This window comes from Bradyrhizobium sp. 18BD (genome assembly GCF_054185225.1).
On record NZ_JAVAYL010000020.1, the window covers coordinates 82,998 to 100,707 of the forward strand.

The window sequence follows — 17,710 nt, forward strand, 5'->3', positions numbered from 1 at the left end:
CGCCCGATCCGGGGACCAAGAACAAGCATCGGATTCGACTGCCAGCGTCCTGCCGCAAGACTTGAGGTGATCATGACCACGCCCCCGCGGGACCGCGCCACACGGCTGCTTGCCACACTCGCCATGACATCGATGGTCATGGCGTCTGCGATCGCCCTGCCCCGCGCGGCGCTTGCCGAGGACGGTCAGCTCGACAAGATGCGCGCCAAGATCGCGGCCTTCATCGGCGACAAGATGGAGAAGCTGGGCGGCTCGCGCATCATCTACAAGGTCGACGCCGACGGCTTGCGCGAGAGCGTCGTCACGGATTTGCGCGACGACGTCTACAAGAGCCTGCGCGAGGGCAAGATCGCCTTCTCGGGACTTGCGATCCGCGACGGCGGCGTCGAGGTGAAGATTGCCGACGCCAAGGGCCGCGACCAGCTCAAGAGCAAGCTCGCATCGGCCGCGGAAGGATTGCCGTCGCATGCGCTCAACGTGACCGATGTCGGCGACGGACTGACGAGGCTCGCACCGACCGATGCCGCATGCGCGGCGCGGCTGCGCGAACTCGTCGAGGATTCCATCGCGATGATCGAGCAGCGCCTCAAGGATGCCGGCATCAAGCTCGCCAGCGTCATGCCTGATGGGGCCGACCGCATCCGCATCTTCCTGCCAGGGATGATGGAGCCTGATCGCGTGACGGCGATCTTCGCCACGAAGATCAAGGTCAGCTTCCGACTGATCGACGTCTCGATGTCGGCGGAACAGGCGCAATCCGGCCCCCCGCCCGCGGGCACGGAAGTGCTGCCCGGTTTCAAGGACAATCGCCCCTATCTGGTGGCCAAGGACAGCGCGCTCGACGGCGACGACATCAGCTACGCCGGCCCGGGCTTTGCGACCGGGACCAAGGACCCGATTGCCTCGTTCCGCTTCAACGGCCGTGGCACACGGCGCTTCGCCCATGTCACCGCAGAGAACGTCGGAAGGCCCTTCGCCATCGTGCTCGACGGCAAGGTGGTCTCCGCCCCCGTGATCCGCGAACCCATCACCGGCGGCTCGGGCCAGATCTCCGGCAATTTCACCCTGGAGGAAGCGAGCAGCGTCGCCATGCTGCTGCGTGCCGGCTCGCTCCCGGGGCACCTTGGCCTGGTCGAGCAGCAGATCCTGCAGCCCGCCACCAAGCCGTAAGGCGGAGAGTGCGGGGCGTCTCCTCCCCCGCCCGGCTCAAAGGCCGCAGTCGCGGCCCCGAATCACGGGTCTGACCCGGCCATACACGCAACCAACAGGCAATTGCCGAAACGCACGATCAGGCTAAAATTTGCCTCTTGCGGCATGACGGCCGGAGGCTTCATTCAAGCGGTCGTCATTCGATTTCGGCTATACGTGTCGAGCATACCGACCAGGACTGAAGGCCTTACGCGGGGTTAGTACCATGCCGTCCGGCAGCGCAGACATATCCTCGATCCTCGACCGCATTCTCGATGCGGCGACGGACAATCTCAGGATCGCGAAGATCCTGGTCCAGATGGGCCTCGATCCGAACAACGTCACCTATGACGCGATCTTCAACCGGCTGCTCGAGATCTTCGTCCACAACATCACGCTGGCCAATTTGTTTGCCGCCGTCGGCGCCGGCTTCTTCGTCGCCACCATCCTGATGCGGACGATGGTGCCCCTGCGCGTCGCCAACATGATCGGCTGCGTCTTCTTCGCCATCTTCGGCGCGCTCTCCGCCAATGTCTCGACGTTCCTGCTCTATCTGTTGATGCTTCCGATCAACGCCCTGCGGCTGCGGCAGATGCTCAAGCTGGTCAAGAAGGCGCGCCATGCCGCCGAGGGCGACATGTCGATCGAATGGCTCAAGCCATTCATGACCGAGCGCAAATATCGCAGCGGCGACACGCTGTTCAAGCTCGGAGATCCCGCCAAGGAGATGCTCCTCACCGTGACCGGCAAATTCCTGGTCAAGGAGATCGGTGTCGAGATCGGGCCCGGGGCCCTGATGGGCGAGCTCGGATTCCTCACGCCGGACAACCGCCGCACCGGAACGATCGAATGCGTCGAGGACGGCCAGGTGCTGACGATCACCTATGACCGCCTGCTCGAGATCTACTTCCAGGATCCGCAGTTCGGCTATTACTTCCTCGTGCTGACCAGCCAGCGCCTCTTGCAGAACATCGATCGCCTGCAGAAGCAGCTGGCCACGGCGCGGGCGACGACCACCAACAGGATCGCGTGACCGCAGCTCAGCTCAAAAGCAGCGTCATGCCCGGATCGCCCTTCTCCATCGCACGGCGATAGGCCGGACGCGCACCGATACGGCCGAGATATTTGACCACGTTCGGGCAGCGCTGGAGGTCGTAGGGCTGGAAGTAGCGCATCGTGGTGAGCGAAAAGCCGATCATGATGTCGGCGGTGGTAAAGGTGTTGCCCGCCAGATATTCGGCATCGCGCACGCGCGCATCGACCAGGTCGAAAGCGCGATCGACACGCGCCCTGGTCGCCGCCAGCATCGGATTGTCCTCGGCGAGCTTGAGCCGGTTCAGGATCATCAGCCGGCCCATGCCGGCCTGCAGCGTGCCGTTGGCGAAGTGAAACCAGTACAGGAACTGCGCGAAATCGGCGTCGTCGGGACGAAGCGCGAGGCGGCCGTTGCCATGCTTCGCCATGATGTAATCGACGATGGCGCCGGACTCGGCGAGCACGAGAGCGCCGTCGGTGATGACGGGGGCAGCCCCGATCGGGTGCAGCGCCTTGTAGTCGGGCGGCGCCAGCATGGTGACTGAATCGCGGGCGTAGCGCTTCAGCTCGTAGGGCAGCTCGAGCTCCTCGCAGAGCCAGACGATACGCTCGGACTGCGACTTGCCGAGATGATGGACGGTGAGCATGACGTCTCCTGCGATCGCAAGGTGGATGACTCATCCTACTCCGTCATTGCGAGCGCAGCGAAGCAATCCAGACTGCCCCCCGCGGAAAGATTCTGGATTGCTTCGCTGCGCTCGCAATGACGAGACCGCCCCTACGCCGCCTCGTCCGTCACCATCCGCGCCACCACGCGGTCGCGGCGGATGAAGTGGTGCCAGAGCGCGGCGACGACGTGAACCCCGATCAAGGCGAGCAGCACATAGGCGAAGAGGATGTGGCGGTCCTCATAGGCGTTCGCCGTCGCGCGGTCCGGCGAGGTGAATTGCGGGACGTGAAACAGGCCGAAGAAGTCCGAATAATCAGGTGTATGCGCACCGGAATGCGCCCAGCCGAGCATGACGACGACGATGACGGCGAGATAGAGCGCGCCATGGCTGATGCGGGCGGTGAGCTTCTGCCAGGGCTGGCTGTCGGCCGGCAGGGCGGGCGTCGGGTTGACCACCCGCCAGACCAGCCGCAGCACGGTGAGCAGCAGGATCAGGTAACCGATGTCGGCATGGATCGAGCGGTAGAAGAAGCGGTCCGGCCGCGCCGGGATGTGGTTCATCCACCAGCCGAAGCCGATCATGCCGATGATCGCCAGCGCCAAAGTCCAGTGCAGCCAGCGGGAAACGCCGCCCCAGCCGGCATTCGTGTTTCTGATCATGTCGGCTCCCCGGAGATTTGCGGATATGCCCCCGTCCGCAGTGCAGCATCCCTGCTGATAGCGGGAACATGCTGCAATCGCGAAATTGAATCGTTCCAAACTGGGCCGAAGCGGCCCCGCCGCAAAACCGCCCCAAAAACCGAATGGTAACCCTGGGTCCTTAAGGTAGCGACGTGACCTATTCTCCGACGATCCTGGTGTTCGATTCCGGCCTTGGCGGGCTCACGGTGCTGCGCGAGGTCGTGGCCGCGCGCCCGGACGCGCATTACGTCTACGTCGCCGACGACGCCTTCTTCCCCTACGGCCACCACAGCGAAGGCGCGATCATCGCCCGCGTCGTGCCGCTGATGGGTGAATTGATCGACACGCATGATCCTGACCTCGTCGTCATCGCCTGCAACACGGCGTCTACCCTGGTCCTATCTCACCTGCGCGCCGCTTATTCCCTGCCCTTCGTCGGCACCGTGCCAGCGATCAAGCCGGCCTGCGCGCAGTCGAAGACCCGCCGCGTCTCGGTGCTCGGCACCAAGGGCACGGTGAAGCGCGAATACACCAAGGCCCTGATCCGCGATTTCGCGCAAGGCTGCGAGGTGACGCTGGTCGGCTCGCCCGAGCTTGCTTCGCTGGCCGAAGCCGAGCTGAGCGGCACCCCGATCAGCGACGACGCCATCCGCGCCGAGCTTTCGCCCTGCTTCGTTGGTGAGGACGCCGGCGCCCGCACCGACACGGTGGTGCTCGCCTGCACGCATTATCCGCTGTTGCTCGACCGGCTGAAGAAGCTCGCCCCCTGGCCGGTGGACTGGATTGATCCGGCGCCTGCCATCGCCCGCCGCGTGTCCGATTTGCTCGGTGCGAGCACCGGCGGTATCGCGCAGTCCGGCGCCGAGATGATCTTTACGTCGAACCGCGCGCACGGCCTCAGCGCCACGCTGACGCCGTTCTTTGGCGGGCGCGCAGTGGCCTGATCTTGCGCCCCGGCGGCGCGCTGCTAGGCTCCGCCGTCGTCATCGCTCCGCAGGTCATCCCATGCCGATCCCCGCAACGCCGCTCAATCGCCTCCGCCAATTGTGGAGCGAGGGCCGTCCCGCTTTCGGCGCGATCGCGACCATCCCGAGCGTGCAGATGGTGCAGATCATGGCGCGCTCGCTCGACTGGATCATCGTCGATCTCGAGCACGGCCCGATCGGCCTCACCGAAGCGCATGCGATGATCGCGGCCACGACGGGCACGCCGTGCACGCCTTTGGTGCGGATCGCGGCGAACGAGCCGTGGCTTGCGAAAGCGCCGATGGACATCGGAGCGTTCGGCATCAATTTCCCGATGATCACCAATCGCGGCGAGGCCGAGAAGGCGGTGCGCAGCGTACGGTATCCGCCGCGTGGCGACCGGCTCTGGGGCCCTTTCCACGCGCCGTTCCGCTGGGGCCAGTCGATGCCGGATTACATGGCATCAGCCGATGACGAGATGATCTGCATGGTCACCATCGAGCATGTCGAAGCGGTCAACCGCATCGATGAGATCATGGCGACGCCGGGCATCGACGTCGCCGTGATCGGCCCCGGCGATCTCGCAACGTCCATCAACAAGCGCGGCCAGATGAACGATCCGGAATTGCTGGAGCTGGTCGCGCGCGCGGAAGCCGGCATCCTCAGAAGCGGCGTGCCGATCGGCGGCGTGGCGCGCACCGCCGACCAGGCCAACCAGTTGATCGACCGCGGCTACCGCGCCATTGCCCTCGGCTTCGACTGGTCGCTGTTCCAGCGCGGCATCATGGCGGCGTTCGACGGCATCAGGCGCTGAACCGGCCGATTGCCACCTTGCCGGGAACGGCGGCGCTGCTAGGGTCGGGCCGTTCCAGGGAGGAAACAATGCTCAAGAAGACTTTGCTCGCTCTTGCCTTCACCGGCCTTGCCGCTGCCGCCTTTGCCCAGCAGACCGGTATCAAACGCACCCCGCTCCAGAAGGTCGAATTTCCAGACGGCTACAACACCATCACTGCCATCGCGGAAGTCCCGGCGGGCGGCGCGGCCGGACGCCATACCCACCCCGGAATCGAGACCGGCTATGTGCTCGAAGGCGAGCTCAGTCTCCTGATCGACGGTCAGCCGGAAAAAACTTTGAAAGCCGGCGATTCCTACCAGATCCCGGCAGGCGTCGTACATGACGCCAAGGCTCATGGCGATAAGGCTATGAAAGTGCTGGGAGTTTACGTGGTCGACAAGACCAAGCCGCTGGCCTCGCCGGCACCCTGATGCGGCGAACCGACCGGCCCCAAGCGGGTTGGTTCGTGCTAGAGCAGGCGGCGAGCGGGAACCCGCTTGCTGCCCATTTTTTAAGCCGCGGAAACCGGAGACCGATGCGCGGGACGCCCAAGACCATTTCACTGCCGCGCCGCCTGATTTGCGACTTGATGCGCGCGTCGATGGACGTGCCGTTCGTCTCGCTCTCCCGTTCGCTCAACATCCGCCCGCTGCTGGAGGCCCGCACCGGCGCCATGGCGCCGGCGGGCTGGGCCGCGATGTTCGTCAAGGCCTTTGCCCTGGTCGCCAGGGACGAGCCGGTCCTGCGCACCGTCTACGCCAAATGGCCCTGGCCCTCGCTCTACGAGCTCCCCAAGAGCGTGGCGCTGGTCGCCATCGCCCGGATCGAGGACGGCGAGGAATGCGTGATGCCGCAGCGAATCGCAGCTCCGGAGGCCATGGCGCTGGCGGCGATCGATGCCGAGATCCGGCGTGCCAAGACGGCGCCGATCGAGGACGTCCCGATGTTCCGCAAGATCATGCGGGCGACCCGCCTGCCGCTGCCGCTCCGGCGCCTGTCCTGGGCGGTCGGCCTCAATTTCGGCCGCCAGCGGGGCAATTGGTTCGGCAGCTTCGCGGTGAGCTCGGTGGCCGCCTATGGCGGCGGCGAGCTCCACCCGGTCACGCCGGGCCCGTTTATCGTCAGTTATGGGGTGGTTGAGCCCGACCAGACCATCCATGTCGTGATCCGCTGGGACCACCGGGTGACCGATGCCGCCCCCATCGCCCGGGTCCTGACCCGGCTGGAACAGGCCCTGAACACTGAAATCGCTGCCGAATTACGCTCGGCCGGCGCCAAGCCGATCCGGGCCGTCGGGACCTGATTTTGCGGCCATTCGCATTGACAGAACGGTCCACATTCACCTAAAAGCCGCTTGCTCGCGGGCCGATTTCGGCCCGCGAAGCGTTTCGCGACCCGTGGTCTGGTCCCTTAAGCTTTGGGGATCGGACCTGTCGGTGCCGGGCTTAAGCCTGTCACACAGGAGGGCGCGTTTCCTCAAACCATGCAACCGAAGAGGACGCGATGACTAAGCGCAGTGAGGCGAAGTACAAGATCGATCGCCGTATGGGCCAGAACATCTGGGGCCGCCCGAAGAGCCCCGTGAACCGCCGCGAATACGGCCCCGGCCAGCACGGCCAGCGCCGCAAGGGCAAGCTCTCCGACTTCGGCGTGCAGCTCCGCGCCAAGCAGAAGCTGAAGGGCTACTACGCCAACATTTCCGAGCGTCAGTTCCACGGCATCTATGTCGAGGCCAGCCGCCTCAAGGGTGACACCGGCGAGAACCTGATCGGTCTGCTCGAGCGTCGTCTCGACGCGGTCGTGTACCGCGCCAAGTTCGTCTCGACGATCTTCGCCGCCCGCCAGTTCATTAACCACGGCCACGTCAAGGTGAACGGCCGCAAGGTCAACATCTCGAGCTACCAGCTCAAGGTCGGCGACGTGATCGAGGTCAAGGAAGCCTCCAAGCAGCTCGCCCACGTGCTCGAAGCCAGCCAGCTCCCCGAGCGCGAGACCCCCGACTATCTCGAAGTCGACCACGGCAAGATGACCGCGAAGTACACCCGCATCCCCGGCCTCTCCGACGTGCCGTTCCCGGTGCAGATGGAGCCGCATCTGGTCGTCGAATTCTATTCGCGCTGATAGGCTCAGTAGAACGACATTCAAAGGCCCCGGTTTTCCGGGGCCTTTTCGTTTGAGGCGGGCACTCCATCTCACGATTCTCCTGTGCTACAGTCGCGAGCAATGGAGTTTGATCATGCCGCGTCCTCTCGACGAGACCTTCGACAAGGCCGACGATCGACCTCCACTACAGCTAACGACAATGGAAGAGGCCGAATTCGAAGAGGCAGAAGCTGAAATCGCCCGCGGCGAGTTAGCCAGTGCCGACGAAGTTCGCGCCATGTGGAAGAAACACGGTTTGTGATGCTCTACACCCCTGCCCCGATCGATCCCAAAGCCCCTCCAGTGCGCATCAATCTGCTGTCGGACACGCAGACCAAGCCGACGGCCGCGATGCGCGAGGCGATGGCGCGAGCGGAGGTCGGCGACGAGCAGGTCGGCGACGATCCGACCGTGAATGCGCTGTGCGAGCGCGTCGCCGCGCTGATGGGCAAGGAAGCCGCGGTCTACATGCCCTCGGGCACGATGTGCAACGTCACCGCGACGCTGGTGCATTGCCGCCCCGGCGACGAGATCCTGGCGCATGAGACCGCGCATATCATCGCCCGCGAAGGCGGCGCGCACGCCGCGATCGGCGGCTTCCAGGTGACGCAGCTCAAGGGTGCGGACGGCCAGTTTACACCGGAGACCTTCCGCAAGGCGCTGCATCCGCGCACGCGCTACCAGGCGGCGCAGACCGTCGTCAGCGTCGAGCAGACCGCCAATATCGGCGGCGGCACGATCTGGAAGAAGGCAGCACTCGACGAGATCGTCGCGATCGCGAAACAACACGGCCTCGTCACCCACATGGACGGCGCCCGCCTGCTCAACGCCACCGTGGCGAGCGGCATCTCCCCGCGCGACATGACCGCGGGCTGGGATTCGGCCTGGATCGATTTCTCCAAGGGTCTGGGCGCGCCGATCGGTGGCGTGCTCGCGGGCACGCGCGCCTTCATCGATGCGGTCTGGCAGTGGAAGCAGCGCCTCGGCGGCTCGATGCGGCAGGCCGGCGTCTGCGCGGCCGCCTGCATCTATGCGCTCGACCATCACGTCGAGCGCCTTGCCGACGACCACGCCAATGCGCGCGCGCTCGCCCGCGGACTGTCGCAGATCTCGGGCATCGAGGTGCAGGAGCCCGAGACCAATCTGGTGTTCTTCAAGCCCGACGGCGCGGGCGTCTCAGGTGAAAAGATGGTCGCGGCGCTGCGCCAGCGCGGCGTCACGCTCGCGATGATGGACGGCCGCATCCGCGCCTGCACCCATCTCGACGTCAATGCGAGCCAGGTCGACGAAACGATCGGATACGTGCGCGAGATCGTGCGCGGGGCATGAGCCGTAGCCCGGATGGAGCGCAGCGAAATCCGGGACAGTCTTTCAGCGGCGGCAGTCCCGGATTGCGCTTCGCTCCATCCGGGCTACAAGCTGAACTAACTCACCGCCCCATCGCCTGATAAATCAGCGTCTTCAGCGCGAGCTGGATCCGGCCGCGCTGCGACGGGGTCTGCACCATGAAGATCCCGAACAGATCGTCTTCGGGATCGATGAAGAAGAAGGTGCCGCCGACGCCATCCCAGCGAAACTCGCCAAGCGGCCACGCGGTGCCCGGCGGCACCGAGGTGCGCACGGCGAAGCCGAGGCCGAAGCCGGAGCTGCTGCCCGGATAATAGTTCTGGTCGCGCGCGACCTTGGTCTCGGGCCCGATATGATCGGACGCCATCAGCACGATGGTCTCGGGCCTGAGATAACGCCTGCCGTCATAGGTGCCGCCATTGAGTAGCATCTGTGAGAAGCGCGCATAGTCGCCGATCGTGCCGACCATGCCGCCGCCGCCCGACTCCCATTTCAGCGGCTGTCGGGGATCGCGAACCTGCGTCATCGGGCTGATCGCGCGATCCTTCGGCATCGGCTCGGCGATGCGCGGCCATTTGGCGGGATCGGCGACATAATACGCCGTGTCCGTCATCCCGAGCGGATCGAGCAGCCGCTCCTTCGCGAACGCGAACAGCGTCTTTCCCGAGATCACCTCGATGATGCGGCCGAGCACGTCGGTGGAGAGGCCGTAGTCCCAGTTCGTGCCGGGCTGCTCGGCGAGCGGCAGCGTGGCGATCTTCGCGACCAATTCGGCATTGGTCAAAGCCTTGTTGTCGAACAGGCCGGCGTCGGCATAGAGCTTGTTCACCAGGCCCCCGCCATAATAGCCGTAAGGCAGCCCGGCGGTGTGGCGCATCAGATCCTTGATCGTGACCGCGCGATTGAGCGGCTCCAGCACCAGCGAAACCTTGCCGTCCTCGGCCTTCGTCTCGACGCCGACCTTCATCTGGCCGAAGGCCGGAACGTATTTCGAGACGGGATCTTCGAGCGAAAGCTTGCCCTCCTCGACCAGCATCATCGCCAGAACCGTCGTGACCGGCTTCGACATCGAATAGAGGCGGAAGATCGTATCCGCGCTCATCGAAATCTCGGTCGCGACGTCACGGACGCCGAAATTCTCGTAATAGACCGGCTTGCCGTGCTGCTGGAGCAGCAGGATCGCGCCCGGAAACGTTCCGGCGACGATCTCGTTGCGGATGTAGTCGGAGACCTTTGCGAGGCCTTCGGGCGAGAAGCTGTGCGCCTTACGCGCTTCGGAGCCCGCTTTCGCACTGGCGACGCCGAACAGAAGAACGAGCGCCGCGATCAGCGCGCGGCGCCCGAACATCTCATTTCTCCATGGCTTCATAAACCAACTGCTTCAATGTCCGTTGCACACGCTGGCGCTCGGTGGGGGTCTGTTCCAGCAGGACGAAGAACATGTCCTGCTTGGGGTCGATCACGAAATAGCAGCCAGAGGCGCCGTCCCACTTCAATTCCCCGAGATCGCCGGGCGGCGGCGGCTTTGCATTGCCGGGATCGGTGCGGACCGCAAGGCCGAGGCCGAAACCGAAGCCGTCGCCGGGGAAGTAGAAATAGTCGCGGTCGACGCCGGAGCCGGGGCCGATCTGATCGGTCACCATCAGCTTGAACGTCTCGGGCTTGAGGATGGTCTTGCCGTCAAGCGCGCCGCCATTGAGCAGCATCTGCGCGAAGCGCTCGTAATCGGCCATGGTCGTCACCATGCCGCCGCTGGCGAACTGGATCTTCTTGGCCACTGTCGGATCGTTGATGCGGCCAACCCGGAAATCGCTGTCGTTCGGCACCGGCTGGGCCAGCAGCTTCTGCTTCTCGGGGTCGGTGACGAAGAAACCGGTGTCGACCATGCCAAGCGGGCCGAGCAGCTTCTCCCGTTCGATATCGATCAGCGGCTTGCCGGCCGCGATCTCCATCACCCGCGCCAGGATGTCGGTGGAATGGCCGTATTGCCACAGCGCGCCCGGCTGGTTGTGCAGCGGCAGCTTGGCGATGCGCTCGGCGAACTCGGCGAGGTCGAAATCGCCGGCATAGATATTGGCCTCGCGATAGGCCTTGCGGACCAGGCTGTCGCCATAGAAGCCATAGGTGATGCCCGACGTGTGCGTCATCAGGTCGTGCACCGTGATCGGCCGGTTCAGCGGCACGAGTTCGAGCGACTTGGTGCCGTCATCGGCCTTCTTCTCGACGCCGACCTTCATGTTGGCAAACGACGGAATGTATTTCGAGACGGGATCATCCAGCTTGATCTTGCCGTCCTCGATCATCTGCACCGCGACGACCGACGTGATCGCCTTGCTCATCGAGAACAGGCGGAAAATGGTCTTGTCGGTGATCGGCGCCTTGCTGGCCACGTCCTGCACGCCGAAGGCTTCGTGATAGACCGGCTTGCCGTTCTGCTTGATCAGCACGGTGGCACCGGCGATCTTGCCGGTCGCAACCTCGTTCTTGAAGAACTCGCTGATCTTGCCGAGCTTCTCCTGATTGAAATGCGCGCCGGCCGGAATCTCGTAGGTGCCCTCGGCGCGCGCGAACGACATCGCGCCGAGCGATAGAAGCGCACCGCAGGCGAGCGCACGCAGTCCAGATCGTAAAATCATATCCCCTCCCCGGAACATGGCCGGCCGGAGTGTACTGGCGGCGCCATCAGGCACAAGGGCTGCCGTAGCGCGCCAAAACGTCCGTATGGAGAGCGGCGCTGGCCTCCGAGAAACAGCAGAATATGACGCGGGTGACCTCCGGCGCAGCCGGGAGCGTTTCGATGGTGGCATGGACTGCGATCTTCGCGGCCTGGTCGGCCGGGAAGCGATAAACGCCGGTCGAGATCGCGGAGAAGGCCAGCGAGGTCAGCCCATTGGCCTGGGAGAGCTCGAGCGCACGGCGATAGCAGGAGCGCAGCGCCTCGGCCTCGCCGCTTGTGCCGCCATGCCAGACGGGGCCGACCGCATGGATCACATGGCGCGCCGGCAGACGATAGCCCTTGGTGATCTTGGCATCGCCGGTCGGGCAGCCGCCGAGCGTCCGGCACTCGGCAAGAAGCTCGGGACCGGCAGCGTCGTGGATCGCGCCATCGACTCCGCCCCCGCCAAGGAGTGACGAATTTGCGGCGTTGACGATAGCGTCAACGCCGAGCGTGGTGATGTCGGCAATGATGACCTCGAGGTCGGCGCCGCCGATGCGGCGCTTCAGCTCGGTCATCAGGCCGCGACAGCGACGCCCTTCTCCGAGAAGAGCTGCTGCAGCTCGCCGGCCTGGAACATCTCGCGGACGATGTCGCAACCGCCGATGAACTCGCCCTTCACATAGAGCTGCGGAATGGTCGGCCAGTTCGAGAATTCCTTGATGCCGTTGCGCAGTTCGGCGGATTCGAGAACGTTGAGGCCCTTATAGCCGACGCCGATATGGTCGAGGATCTGGACGACCTGGCCGGAGAACCCGCACTGCGGAAATTGCGGCGTACCCTTCATGAACAGAACCACGTCGTTCGACTTCACTTCGTTGGCGATGAATTCCGCGATGCTCATATCCGTGTCCTTCTGGGGCGGAGCCCTCAACGATTCCTTCGGGCCGGCTCAGCCGATCTAACCCGATACCTGCCTATATATGTAGCCCAAACCGTTGTGCATCCAAAGTAAAATGGCGGCGAACGGCCCCTGGACACCCGGCCGAGATGGCCCCGGCCCCATTACATGATGACACGAATATCATCGCCGGGGAGGACTTTCATACCGTAACGGAGCCCCTATCTAGGACGAACCCTGGTTTTGGAACCGGGCCTCGCCAACAACGTTCTCTTGTCCTGTCTGGAGAAAAACGTGACGAAACAAGCCTCCGCTACGGCCACCCCGCCGCTTTCGTCACCGTCGGCCGATTTGGGCGGCCTTGCCCGGAGGCTCGAGGCCGCGTTTCTCGCCGTCCGCAACGAGACCGAGCGCCGGGCCGCGCCGCTTTCGCCGGAGGACCAGCAGATCCAGTCCATGCCGGATGCGAGCCCGGCGAAGTGGCACCGGGCGCACACCACCTGGTTCTGGGAGCAGTTCTTGCTCGGCGAGCACGCCCCCGGCTACCGGCCCTTCCACCCCGATTTCGCGTTCCTGTTCAATTCTTATTACGTCAGCGCCGGCCCCCGTCATGCCCGCAATCATCGCGGCGACATCACGCGGCCCAGCGCCAGCGAGGTCGGCGCCTATCGCAGCCATGTCGATGCGGCGGTCGTCCAATTCTTCCGTGAGGCCGGCGAGGACAAGCTCCGCGCCCTGGCGCCGCTGGTGGAGGTCGGGCTCAACCACGAGCAGCAGCATCAGGAATTGATGTTCACCGACATCCTGCACGCCTTCGCGCAGAACCCGGTCTATCCGGCTTACGACCCAGACTGGCGCTTTCCGCCTGCGACGCGCGCCGGTGACGACTGGATGACGCTCAACGAAGGCATCCACACCGTCGGCCATGTCGACGACAGCTTCCATTTCGACAACGAGAAGCCCGCACATCGCGCGCTCGTCGGCCCGGTCAAGGTCGCGCGCAATCTCGTCACCAATGGCGAATGGCTCGCCTTCATGCGCGACGGGGGTTACCGGACTGCAACGCTGTGGCTGATGGACGGCTTCGCCGCGGCCAGCAAGGAAGACTGGCAGGCCCCGGGTCATTGGCGCGAAGCCGATGGCGGATGGCAGGTGATGACGCTCGCAGGCCTCAAGCCGGTCGATCCGGACGCCCCCGTCTGCCACATCAGCTATTACGAGGCCGATGCGTTTGCGCGCTGGGCCGGAAAGCACCTGCCGACCGAGATAGAATGGGAGGTAGCGGCCCGCGCCGGCCAGCTCAACGACGCCTTCGGCATCGTCTGGCAGTGGACGCGTTCTTCGTACTCACCCTACCCCGGCTATCGCGCCGTCGAAGGCGCGCTCGGGGAGTATAACGGCAAGTTCATGATCAATCAGTTGGTGCTGCGCGGCTCCTCGCTTGCAACTCCCGAGGGCCACAGCCGTATGACCTATCGCAACTTCTTCTATCCGCACCACCGCTGGCAATTCACGGGACTGCGGCTCGCCGACTACGCCTAGCCGACGACTAAGAGTCTTATCCGACGACAACCGCGCGCCGGACAGCGCGTTCAGGAGAGTGTCATGAATGTGCACGCCAGCGCTTTGGCCGAAGCCCATCTCCCCGACGAGCAGACCACCGCCTTCGCCCGCGAGGCCATCGAGGACCTCTCGCAGCAGCCGAAAAAACTGTCGCCGAAATACTTCTACGATGCGACGGGATCGGAGCTGTTCGAGGCGATCACGAAGCTGCCGGAATATTATCCGACGCGCACCGAGCTATCGATCCTGAAGGAGCGCGGCAGGGAGATCGCAAGGATCATTCCGGAGCATGCGGCCCTCGTCGAGTTCGGCGCCGGCGCGACCACGAAGGTTCGCCTGCTGCTCAATCACTGCAAGTTCGCGGCCTATGTGCCCGTGGACATCTCCGGCGACTTCCTGAAGGCGCAGGCCAACGGCCTCAAGCGCGACTTCCCCTCGCTCGGCATCTATCCGGTGGCGGCCGACTTCACCACGCCGTTCGAGCTGCCCAAGGCGGTGGCGGCGATGCCCAAGGTCGGCTTCTTCCCGGGCTCGACCATCGGCAATTTCGAGCCGCATGAAGCCCAGGCCTTCCTGAAGAGTGCCCGCCAGATCCTGGGCAAGGGCGCACAGATGATCATCGGCGCCGATCTCGAGAAGGAAGAGCGCGTGCTCTTCGATGCCTATAACGATGCCGCCGGCGTCACCGCGCGCTTCAACCTCAATGTTCTCGTGCGGATCAACCGCGAGCTCGGCGGCAATTTCGACCTGTCCGCCTTCACCCATCGCGCGATCTACAATCGCGAGCGGCACCGCATCGAGATGCACCTGATCAGCAAGAAGAGCCAGACCGTGCGCCTGCTCGGCACCAGCTTCTCGTTCCGCCCCGGCGAGAGCATCCACACCGAGAACAGCTACAAATACAGCATCGAGCGTTTTGCCACGCTGGCGCAGACCGCCGGCTGGCGCGTGCGCGAGAGCTGGACCGATGCGGCCAGGATGTTCTCGGTGCACGCGCTGGAAGTGGCGGAGTAGAAGCTCCGCAGTTCAGTACGTCTCCCCGCGGCCATCCTTCGAGACGCCGGCCTTCGGCAGGCTCCTCGGGATGAGGACGGAGTGCGCGGCGGCAGCTTCAACGGGCACCAGCGCTGATGAGCCTCATCCTGAGGAGACCGCGCAGCGGTCGTCTCGAAGGACGAGGCTGTCGCTCCAGAGACCCATGTGCGACTGCGCTCTGGCGTCGAGAGCTTAGTGCTCCTCGGCCTCTTCCGGCTTCGACCCCAGCGACACCGACTCCCACACCGCCACCACGATCATGATCACGCTGGTCGCGACCGACAGCCAGAGCGGCGAGAGGTCGGCGGCGAACCACCACAGCACCAGCAGCAGGATGATGCCGATGCCGTGCGAGAGTTGGAGGAAGCCGCGGATCGAGTGCTTGAACAGGATGGTGCCGATCAGGAACACCAGTGGACCGCCGATCGTGCTGATGATGGTGCGAACGTCGGAATGGCCGGTCGGATGCTTCAGCACCAGCTCGTCCGAGACCGCGGTCAGGATGATGCCGGCGATGATCGGCATGTGCAGATAGGTGTAGGCGATCCGCGCCAGCCGGCCGGATTCGGTGGACTTAGAGAGCCGCTCGGAGCCGGCCTCAGCGCCCTTGTGGAAATAGACCCACCACATCGCGATGGCCGAGACCAGCGCCGAGACGAAGGCCAGGATGTTGTCCGCGGTCCACTCCAGCTCGGCGAAGGTGGCGCCGTTGACGACGACGGCCTCACCGAGCGCGATGATGATGAAGCCGGCGCAGCGCTCGGCCATGTGGCCGCCCTCGACGGCCCAGGCCTCCACCGAGGAAAAGCCGAGCTTCGGGACCCAGAAGCGCACCGCCGGCGAGATGTACTCGATCGTCAGCGCCGCGATCCAGAACCACAGCCGCGCCTCGTCATGGGCAAGGCCGCCGAGGATCCAGAAGATCGCGGAGCCGCAGAGCCAGACCAGGATGCGGATCGCATTGTGCCGGACCGCCGTCCGGTGGCGCGGGGTCGCGAACAGCCAGAACGCGGTGCGTCCTACCTGCATGGTCGCGTAGGCGATCGCGAACCACAGGCCGCGCCCCTCGAAGGCGCTCGGGATCGTCGTCGACAGCACGAGGCCGCCCAGCATCATCAAAAAGAGCATGATGCGGACCGGCGTCAGCTCGGGATTGAGCCAGTTGGTGACCCAGGCGGTGTAGACCCATACCCACCACACCGCGAGAAACAGCACGGTGACATGCACCGCGCCGAGCGGCGTGAAGTGGTGCAGCAGCGTGTGCGAGACCTGCGTGACCGCGAAGACGAAGACGAGGTCGAAGAACAGCTCGGCATTGGTGACGCGGCTGTGCTGGTTCGGCAGGATGACGCGGAACATCGCGCCGCGCGGATTGTCCGCAGCCATCATCGTGCCCCCGGTCGCGCGATCAGGTCAGGTGCCCCTTAAGCACCTGGCACGCCGGTTTGCAGCGCCAGCGCGTGCAGAACACCGCCCATCTGGCCTTGCAGGGACCGATAGACGATCTGGTGTTGCTGGACGCGGGACTTGCCGCGGAAGGATTCAGAGATCACGGTCGCGGCATAATGGTCGCCATCGCCGGCGAGGTCACGGATGGTCACCTCGGCATCGGGGATCGCTGCCTTGATCATCGCCTCGATATCGTGGGCGTCCATGGGCATTCGGGTCTAGCTCCTAAATCTCGGCTTCGAATCGCTTTGCCGGGGTCCCCGGACCGGCGCGGCGAAACTTAGCGTGAACGGGCTTCTACGTCACGCCTTCAGGCACTATATCCCTGATCCCATCAGGATAAAGGCACGACAAAGTGCCGCGCGCGGCAGATTGATCGAAAAGGCGTGAAATCATGAAGCTTCCAGGGCCCGACCACCCCATCACCATCACCCAAAACCCGAGGCGTGTCCGCGTCACGGCGGGTGACATCGTGATCGCCGAGACCAGCAAGGCGCTGACCTTGAAGGAGGCCAAATATCCGGCGGTGCAATATGTGCCGCGGGAGGACACCAACATGGCCCTGCTGGAGCGCACCGAGCGCACCACCCACTGCCCCTACAAGGGCGATGCCAGCTATTACAGCGTCAAGGCCGACGGCAAGACGCTCGACAACGCGATCTGGACCTACGAGACGCCCTATCCCGCGATGGCCGAGATTTCCGGCCATCTCGCCTTCTACCCGGACAAGGTTAAGATCGAGGAAGTGGGGTAAGGCGTTGGAAGTTCGTCATGCCCGGGCATAGCCGTCCGAAGGACGGCGTCGCTTCCGCTAGCCTATGTCCCGGGCATCCGCGTTCTTGCTCGCGTGCGGAAATGCGTGGATGGCCGGGACAGGCCCGGCCATGACGGCGGCGATAGCGAACGCAGTCCGGCTACGCCCTGAATATCGTGAGCCCGAGTACCAGCAGCACCAGGAAGATGACGACGAAGATGTAGAACAGGAAGCGGGCGATATCGGCGGAGGCCGCCGAGACGCCGGTGAAGCCGAGCACGCCGGCCACGATCGAGATCAGTAAAAATATCAGCGCCCATTTCAGGATCGTCATTGCCAACTCCTCAAGGTGCCGCGATTTGCGGCCCTCAACGCGTTTTGAAGCGCTAACTTCGCCGCGAGGAACTTGTTCCTGACGCATTGCGCGGGCGATGCCTGGCACAAACGGCGCTTGCTGAATCCGGCTCCGAGCGGCACAGTCGCATTGGG

21 protein-coding genes are annotated in these 17,710 nt (G+C 64.4%); 12 read left to right on the plus strand and 9 right to left on the minus strand.

The window, feature by feature from the left end; genetic code table 11:
- Positions 1–72: 72 nt before the first annotated feature.
- Together RAD16_RS30725 and RAD16_RS30730 are read left to right on the plus strand one after the other, a co-directional pair.
- A complete protein-coding gene (locus tag RAD16_RS30725; RefSeq protein WP_458161569.1) occupies positions 73–1,170 on the plus strand; it encodes a SecDF P1 head subdomain-containing protein in 1,098 nt (365 codons plus the stop codon).
- Between the two features lie 244 nt (positions 1,171–1,414).
- Complete coding sequence (locus RAD16_RS30730; RefSeq protein WP_458161570.1) at positions 1,415–2,221, plus strand: Crp/Fnr family transcriptional regulator; 807 nt, start codon at positions 1,415–1,417, stop codon at positions 2,219–2,221.
- 7 nt (positions 2,222–2,228) lie between these two features.
- On the opposite strand, the gene RAD16_RS30735 is transcribed toward RAD16_RS30730, so the two are convergent.
- Both RAD16_RS30735 and RAD16_RS30740 read right to left on the minus strand, forming a co-directional pair.
- On the minus strand, positions 2,229–2,870 hold the full coding sequence (locus RAD16_RS30735) for a glutathione S-transferase family protein (protein WP_458161571.1): 642 nt from the start codon (positions 2,868–2,870) through the stop codon (positions 2,229–2,231).
- A 131-nt stretch (positions 2,871–3,001) separates the two neighbouring features.
- Positions 3,002–3,553 (minus strand): cytochrome b, encoded by a 552-nt coding sequence (locus tag RAD16_RS30740; protein ID WP_458161572.1) that lies wholly within the window; start codon positions 3,551–3,553, stop codon positions 3,002–3,004.
- 173 nt (positions 3,554–3,726) lie between these two features.
- Between RAD16_RS30740 and murI the strand changes: the two genes are divergently transcribed.
- The 7 genes from murI to RAD16_RS30775 all read left to right on the plus strand — a co-directional run bounded on the left by murI (position 3,727) and on the right by RAD16_RS30775 (position 8,845).
- Complete coding sequence (murI, locus tag RAD16_RS30745) at positions 3,727–4,518, plus strand: glutamate racemase (RefSeq protein WP_458161573.1); 792 nt, start codon at positions 3,727–3,729, stop codon at positions 4,516–4,518.
- Positions 4,519–4,579: 61 nt separating this feature from the next.
- Positions 4,580–5,353 carry an HpcH/HpaI aldolase family protein gene (locus RAD16_RS30750; RefSeq protein WP_458161574.1) on the plus strand — a complete coding sequence of 258 codons (774 nt, stop codon included), beginning with the start codon at positions 4,580–4,582 and terminating at the stop codon, positions 5,351–5,353.
- A gap of 68 nt (positions 5,354–5,421) precedes the next feature.
- Positions 5,422–5,805, plus strand: coding sequence for a cupin domain-containing protein (locus tag RAD16_RS30755; protein ID WP_458161575.1), 384 nt, complete (start codon positions 5,422–5,424; stop codon positions 5,803–5,805).
- Between the two features lie 104 nt (positions 5,806–5,909).
- Positions 5,910–6,677 carry an acyltransferase gene (locus RAD16_RS30760; RefSeq protein WP_458161576.1) on the plus strand — a complete coding sequence of 256 codons (768 nt, stop codon included), beginning with the start codon at positions 5,910–5,912 and terminating at the stop codon, positions 6,675–6,677.
- Between the two features lie 200 nt (positions 6,678–6,877).
- The gene (gene rpsD, locus RAD16_RS30765) at positions 6,878–7,495 is read left to right on the plus strand and encodes a 30S ribosomal protein S4 (protein ID WP_458161577.1); all 618 of its coding nucleotides are present in this window, start codon (positions 6,878–6,880) and stop codon (positions 7,493–7,495) included.
- Between the two features lie 115 nt (positions 7,496–7,610).
- Positions 7,611–7,778 carry a hypothetical protein gene (locus tag RAD16_RS30770; protein ID WP_458161578.1) on the plus strand — a complete coding sequence of 56 codons (168 nt, stop codon included), beginning with the start codon at positions 7,611–7,613 and terminating at the stop codon, positions 7,776–7,778.
- The gene (locus RAD16_RS30775) at positions 7,778–8,845 is read left to right on the plus strand and encodes a threonine aldolase family protein (RefSeq protein ID WP_458161662.1); all 1,068 of its coding nucleotides are present in this window, start codon (positions 7,778–7,780) and stop codon (positions 8,843–8,845) included. Before RAD16_RS30770 ends, RAD16_RS30775 begins: the two co-directional genes overlap by 1 nt.
- Before the next feature lie 100 nt (positions 8,846–8,945).
- Here RAD16_RS30775 and RAD16_RS30780 read toward each other — a convergent pair whose 3' ends face one another.
- The 4 genes from RAD16_RS30780 to grxD are packed head-to-tail and all read right to left on the minus strand — an operon-like array spanning position 8,946 to position 12,423.
- Entirely contained in the window at positions 8,946–10,211 is a 1,266-nt protein-coding gene (locus tag RAD16_RS30780; RefSeq protein ID WP_458161579.1) for a serine hydrolase domain-containing protein, read from the minus strand.
- A gap of 1 nt (position 10,212) precedes the next feature.
- Complete coding sequence (locus RAD16_RS30785) at positions 10,213–11,499, minus strand: serine hydrolase domain-containing protein (RefSeq protein WP_458161580.1); 1,287 nt, start codon at positions 11,497–11,499, stop codon at positions 10,213–10,215.
- Positions 11,500–11,545: 46 nt separating this feature from the next.
- Positions 11,546–12,097: an O-acetyl-ADP-ribose deacetylase gene (locus tag RAD16_RS30790; RefSeq protein ID WP_458161581.1), complete on the minus strand. Its 552-nt coding sequence runs from the start codon at positions 12,095–12,097 to the stop codon at positions 11,546–11,548.
- Entirely contained in the window at positions 12,097–12,423 is a 327-nt protein-coding gene (grxD, locus tag RAD16_RS30795; protein ID WP_008139425.1) for a Grx4 family monothiol glutaredoxin, read from the minus strand. Before grxD ends, RAD16_RS30790 begins: the two co-directional genes overlap by 1 nt.
- A gap of 240 nt (positions 12,424–12,663) precedes the next feature.
- Between grxD and egtB the strand changes: the two genes are divergently transcribed.
- Positions 12,664–13,962, plus strand: a complete 1,299-nt coding sequence (gene egtB, locus RAD16_RS30800; protein WP_458161582.1) for an ergothioneine biosynthesis protein EgtB — start codon at positions 12,664–12,666, stop codon at positions 13,960–13,962.
- 63 nt (positions 13,963–14,025) lie between these two features.
- Positions 14,026–14,997 (plus strand): L-histidine N(alpha)-methyltransferase, encoded by a 972-nt coding sequence (gene egtD, locus RAD16_RS30805; RefSeq protein WP_458161583.1) that lies wholly within the window; start codon positions 14,026–14,028, stop codon positions 14,995–14,997.
- Between the two features lie 213 nt (positions 14,998–15,210).
- Here the strand turns inward: egtD and RAD16_RS30810 are convergent, their stop codons facing one another.
- Together RAD16_RS30810 and RAD16_RS30815 are read right to left on the minus strand one after the other, a co-directional pair.
- The gene (locus tag RAD16_RS30810) at positions 15,211–16,404 is read right to left on the minus strand and encodes a low temperature requirement protein A (RefSeq protein WP_458161663.1); all 1,194 of its coding nucleotides are present in this window, start codon (positions 16,402–16,404) and stop codon (positions 15,211–15,213) included.
- 38 nt (positions 16,405–16,442) lie between these two features.
- Entirely contained in the window at positions 16,443–16,679 is a 237-nt protein-coding gene (locus RAD16_RS30815; RefSeq protein ID WP_014494139.1) for a BolA/IbaG family iron-sulfur metabolism protein, read from the minus strand.
- A gap of 182 nt (positions 16,680–16,861) precedes the next feature.
- On the opposite strand from RAD16_RS30815, the gene RAD16_RS30820 reads away from it, so the two are divergent.
- Complete coding sequence (locus RAD16_RS30820; protein WP_458161584.1) at positions 16,862–17,221, plus strand: DUF427 domain-containing protein; 360 nt, start codon at positions 16,862–16,864, stop codon at positions 17,219–17,221.
- 160 nt (positions 17,222–17,381) lie between these two features.
- Here RAD16_RS30820 and RAD16_RS30825 read toward each other — a convergent pair whose 3' ends face one another.
- The gene (locus RAD16_RS30825; RefSeq protein ID WP_458161585.1) at positions 17,382–17,555 is read right to left on the minus strand and encodes a DUF1328 domain-containing protein; all 174 of its coding nucleotides are present in this window, start codon (positions 17,553–17,555) and stop codon (positions 17,382–17,384) included.
- Positions 17,556–17,710 lie beyond the last annotated feature (155 nt).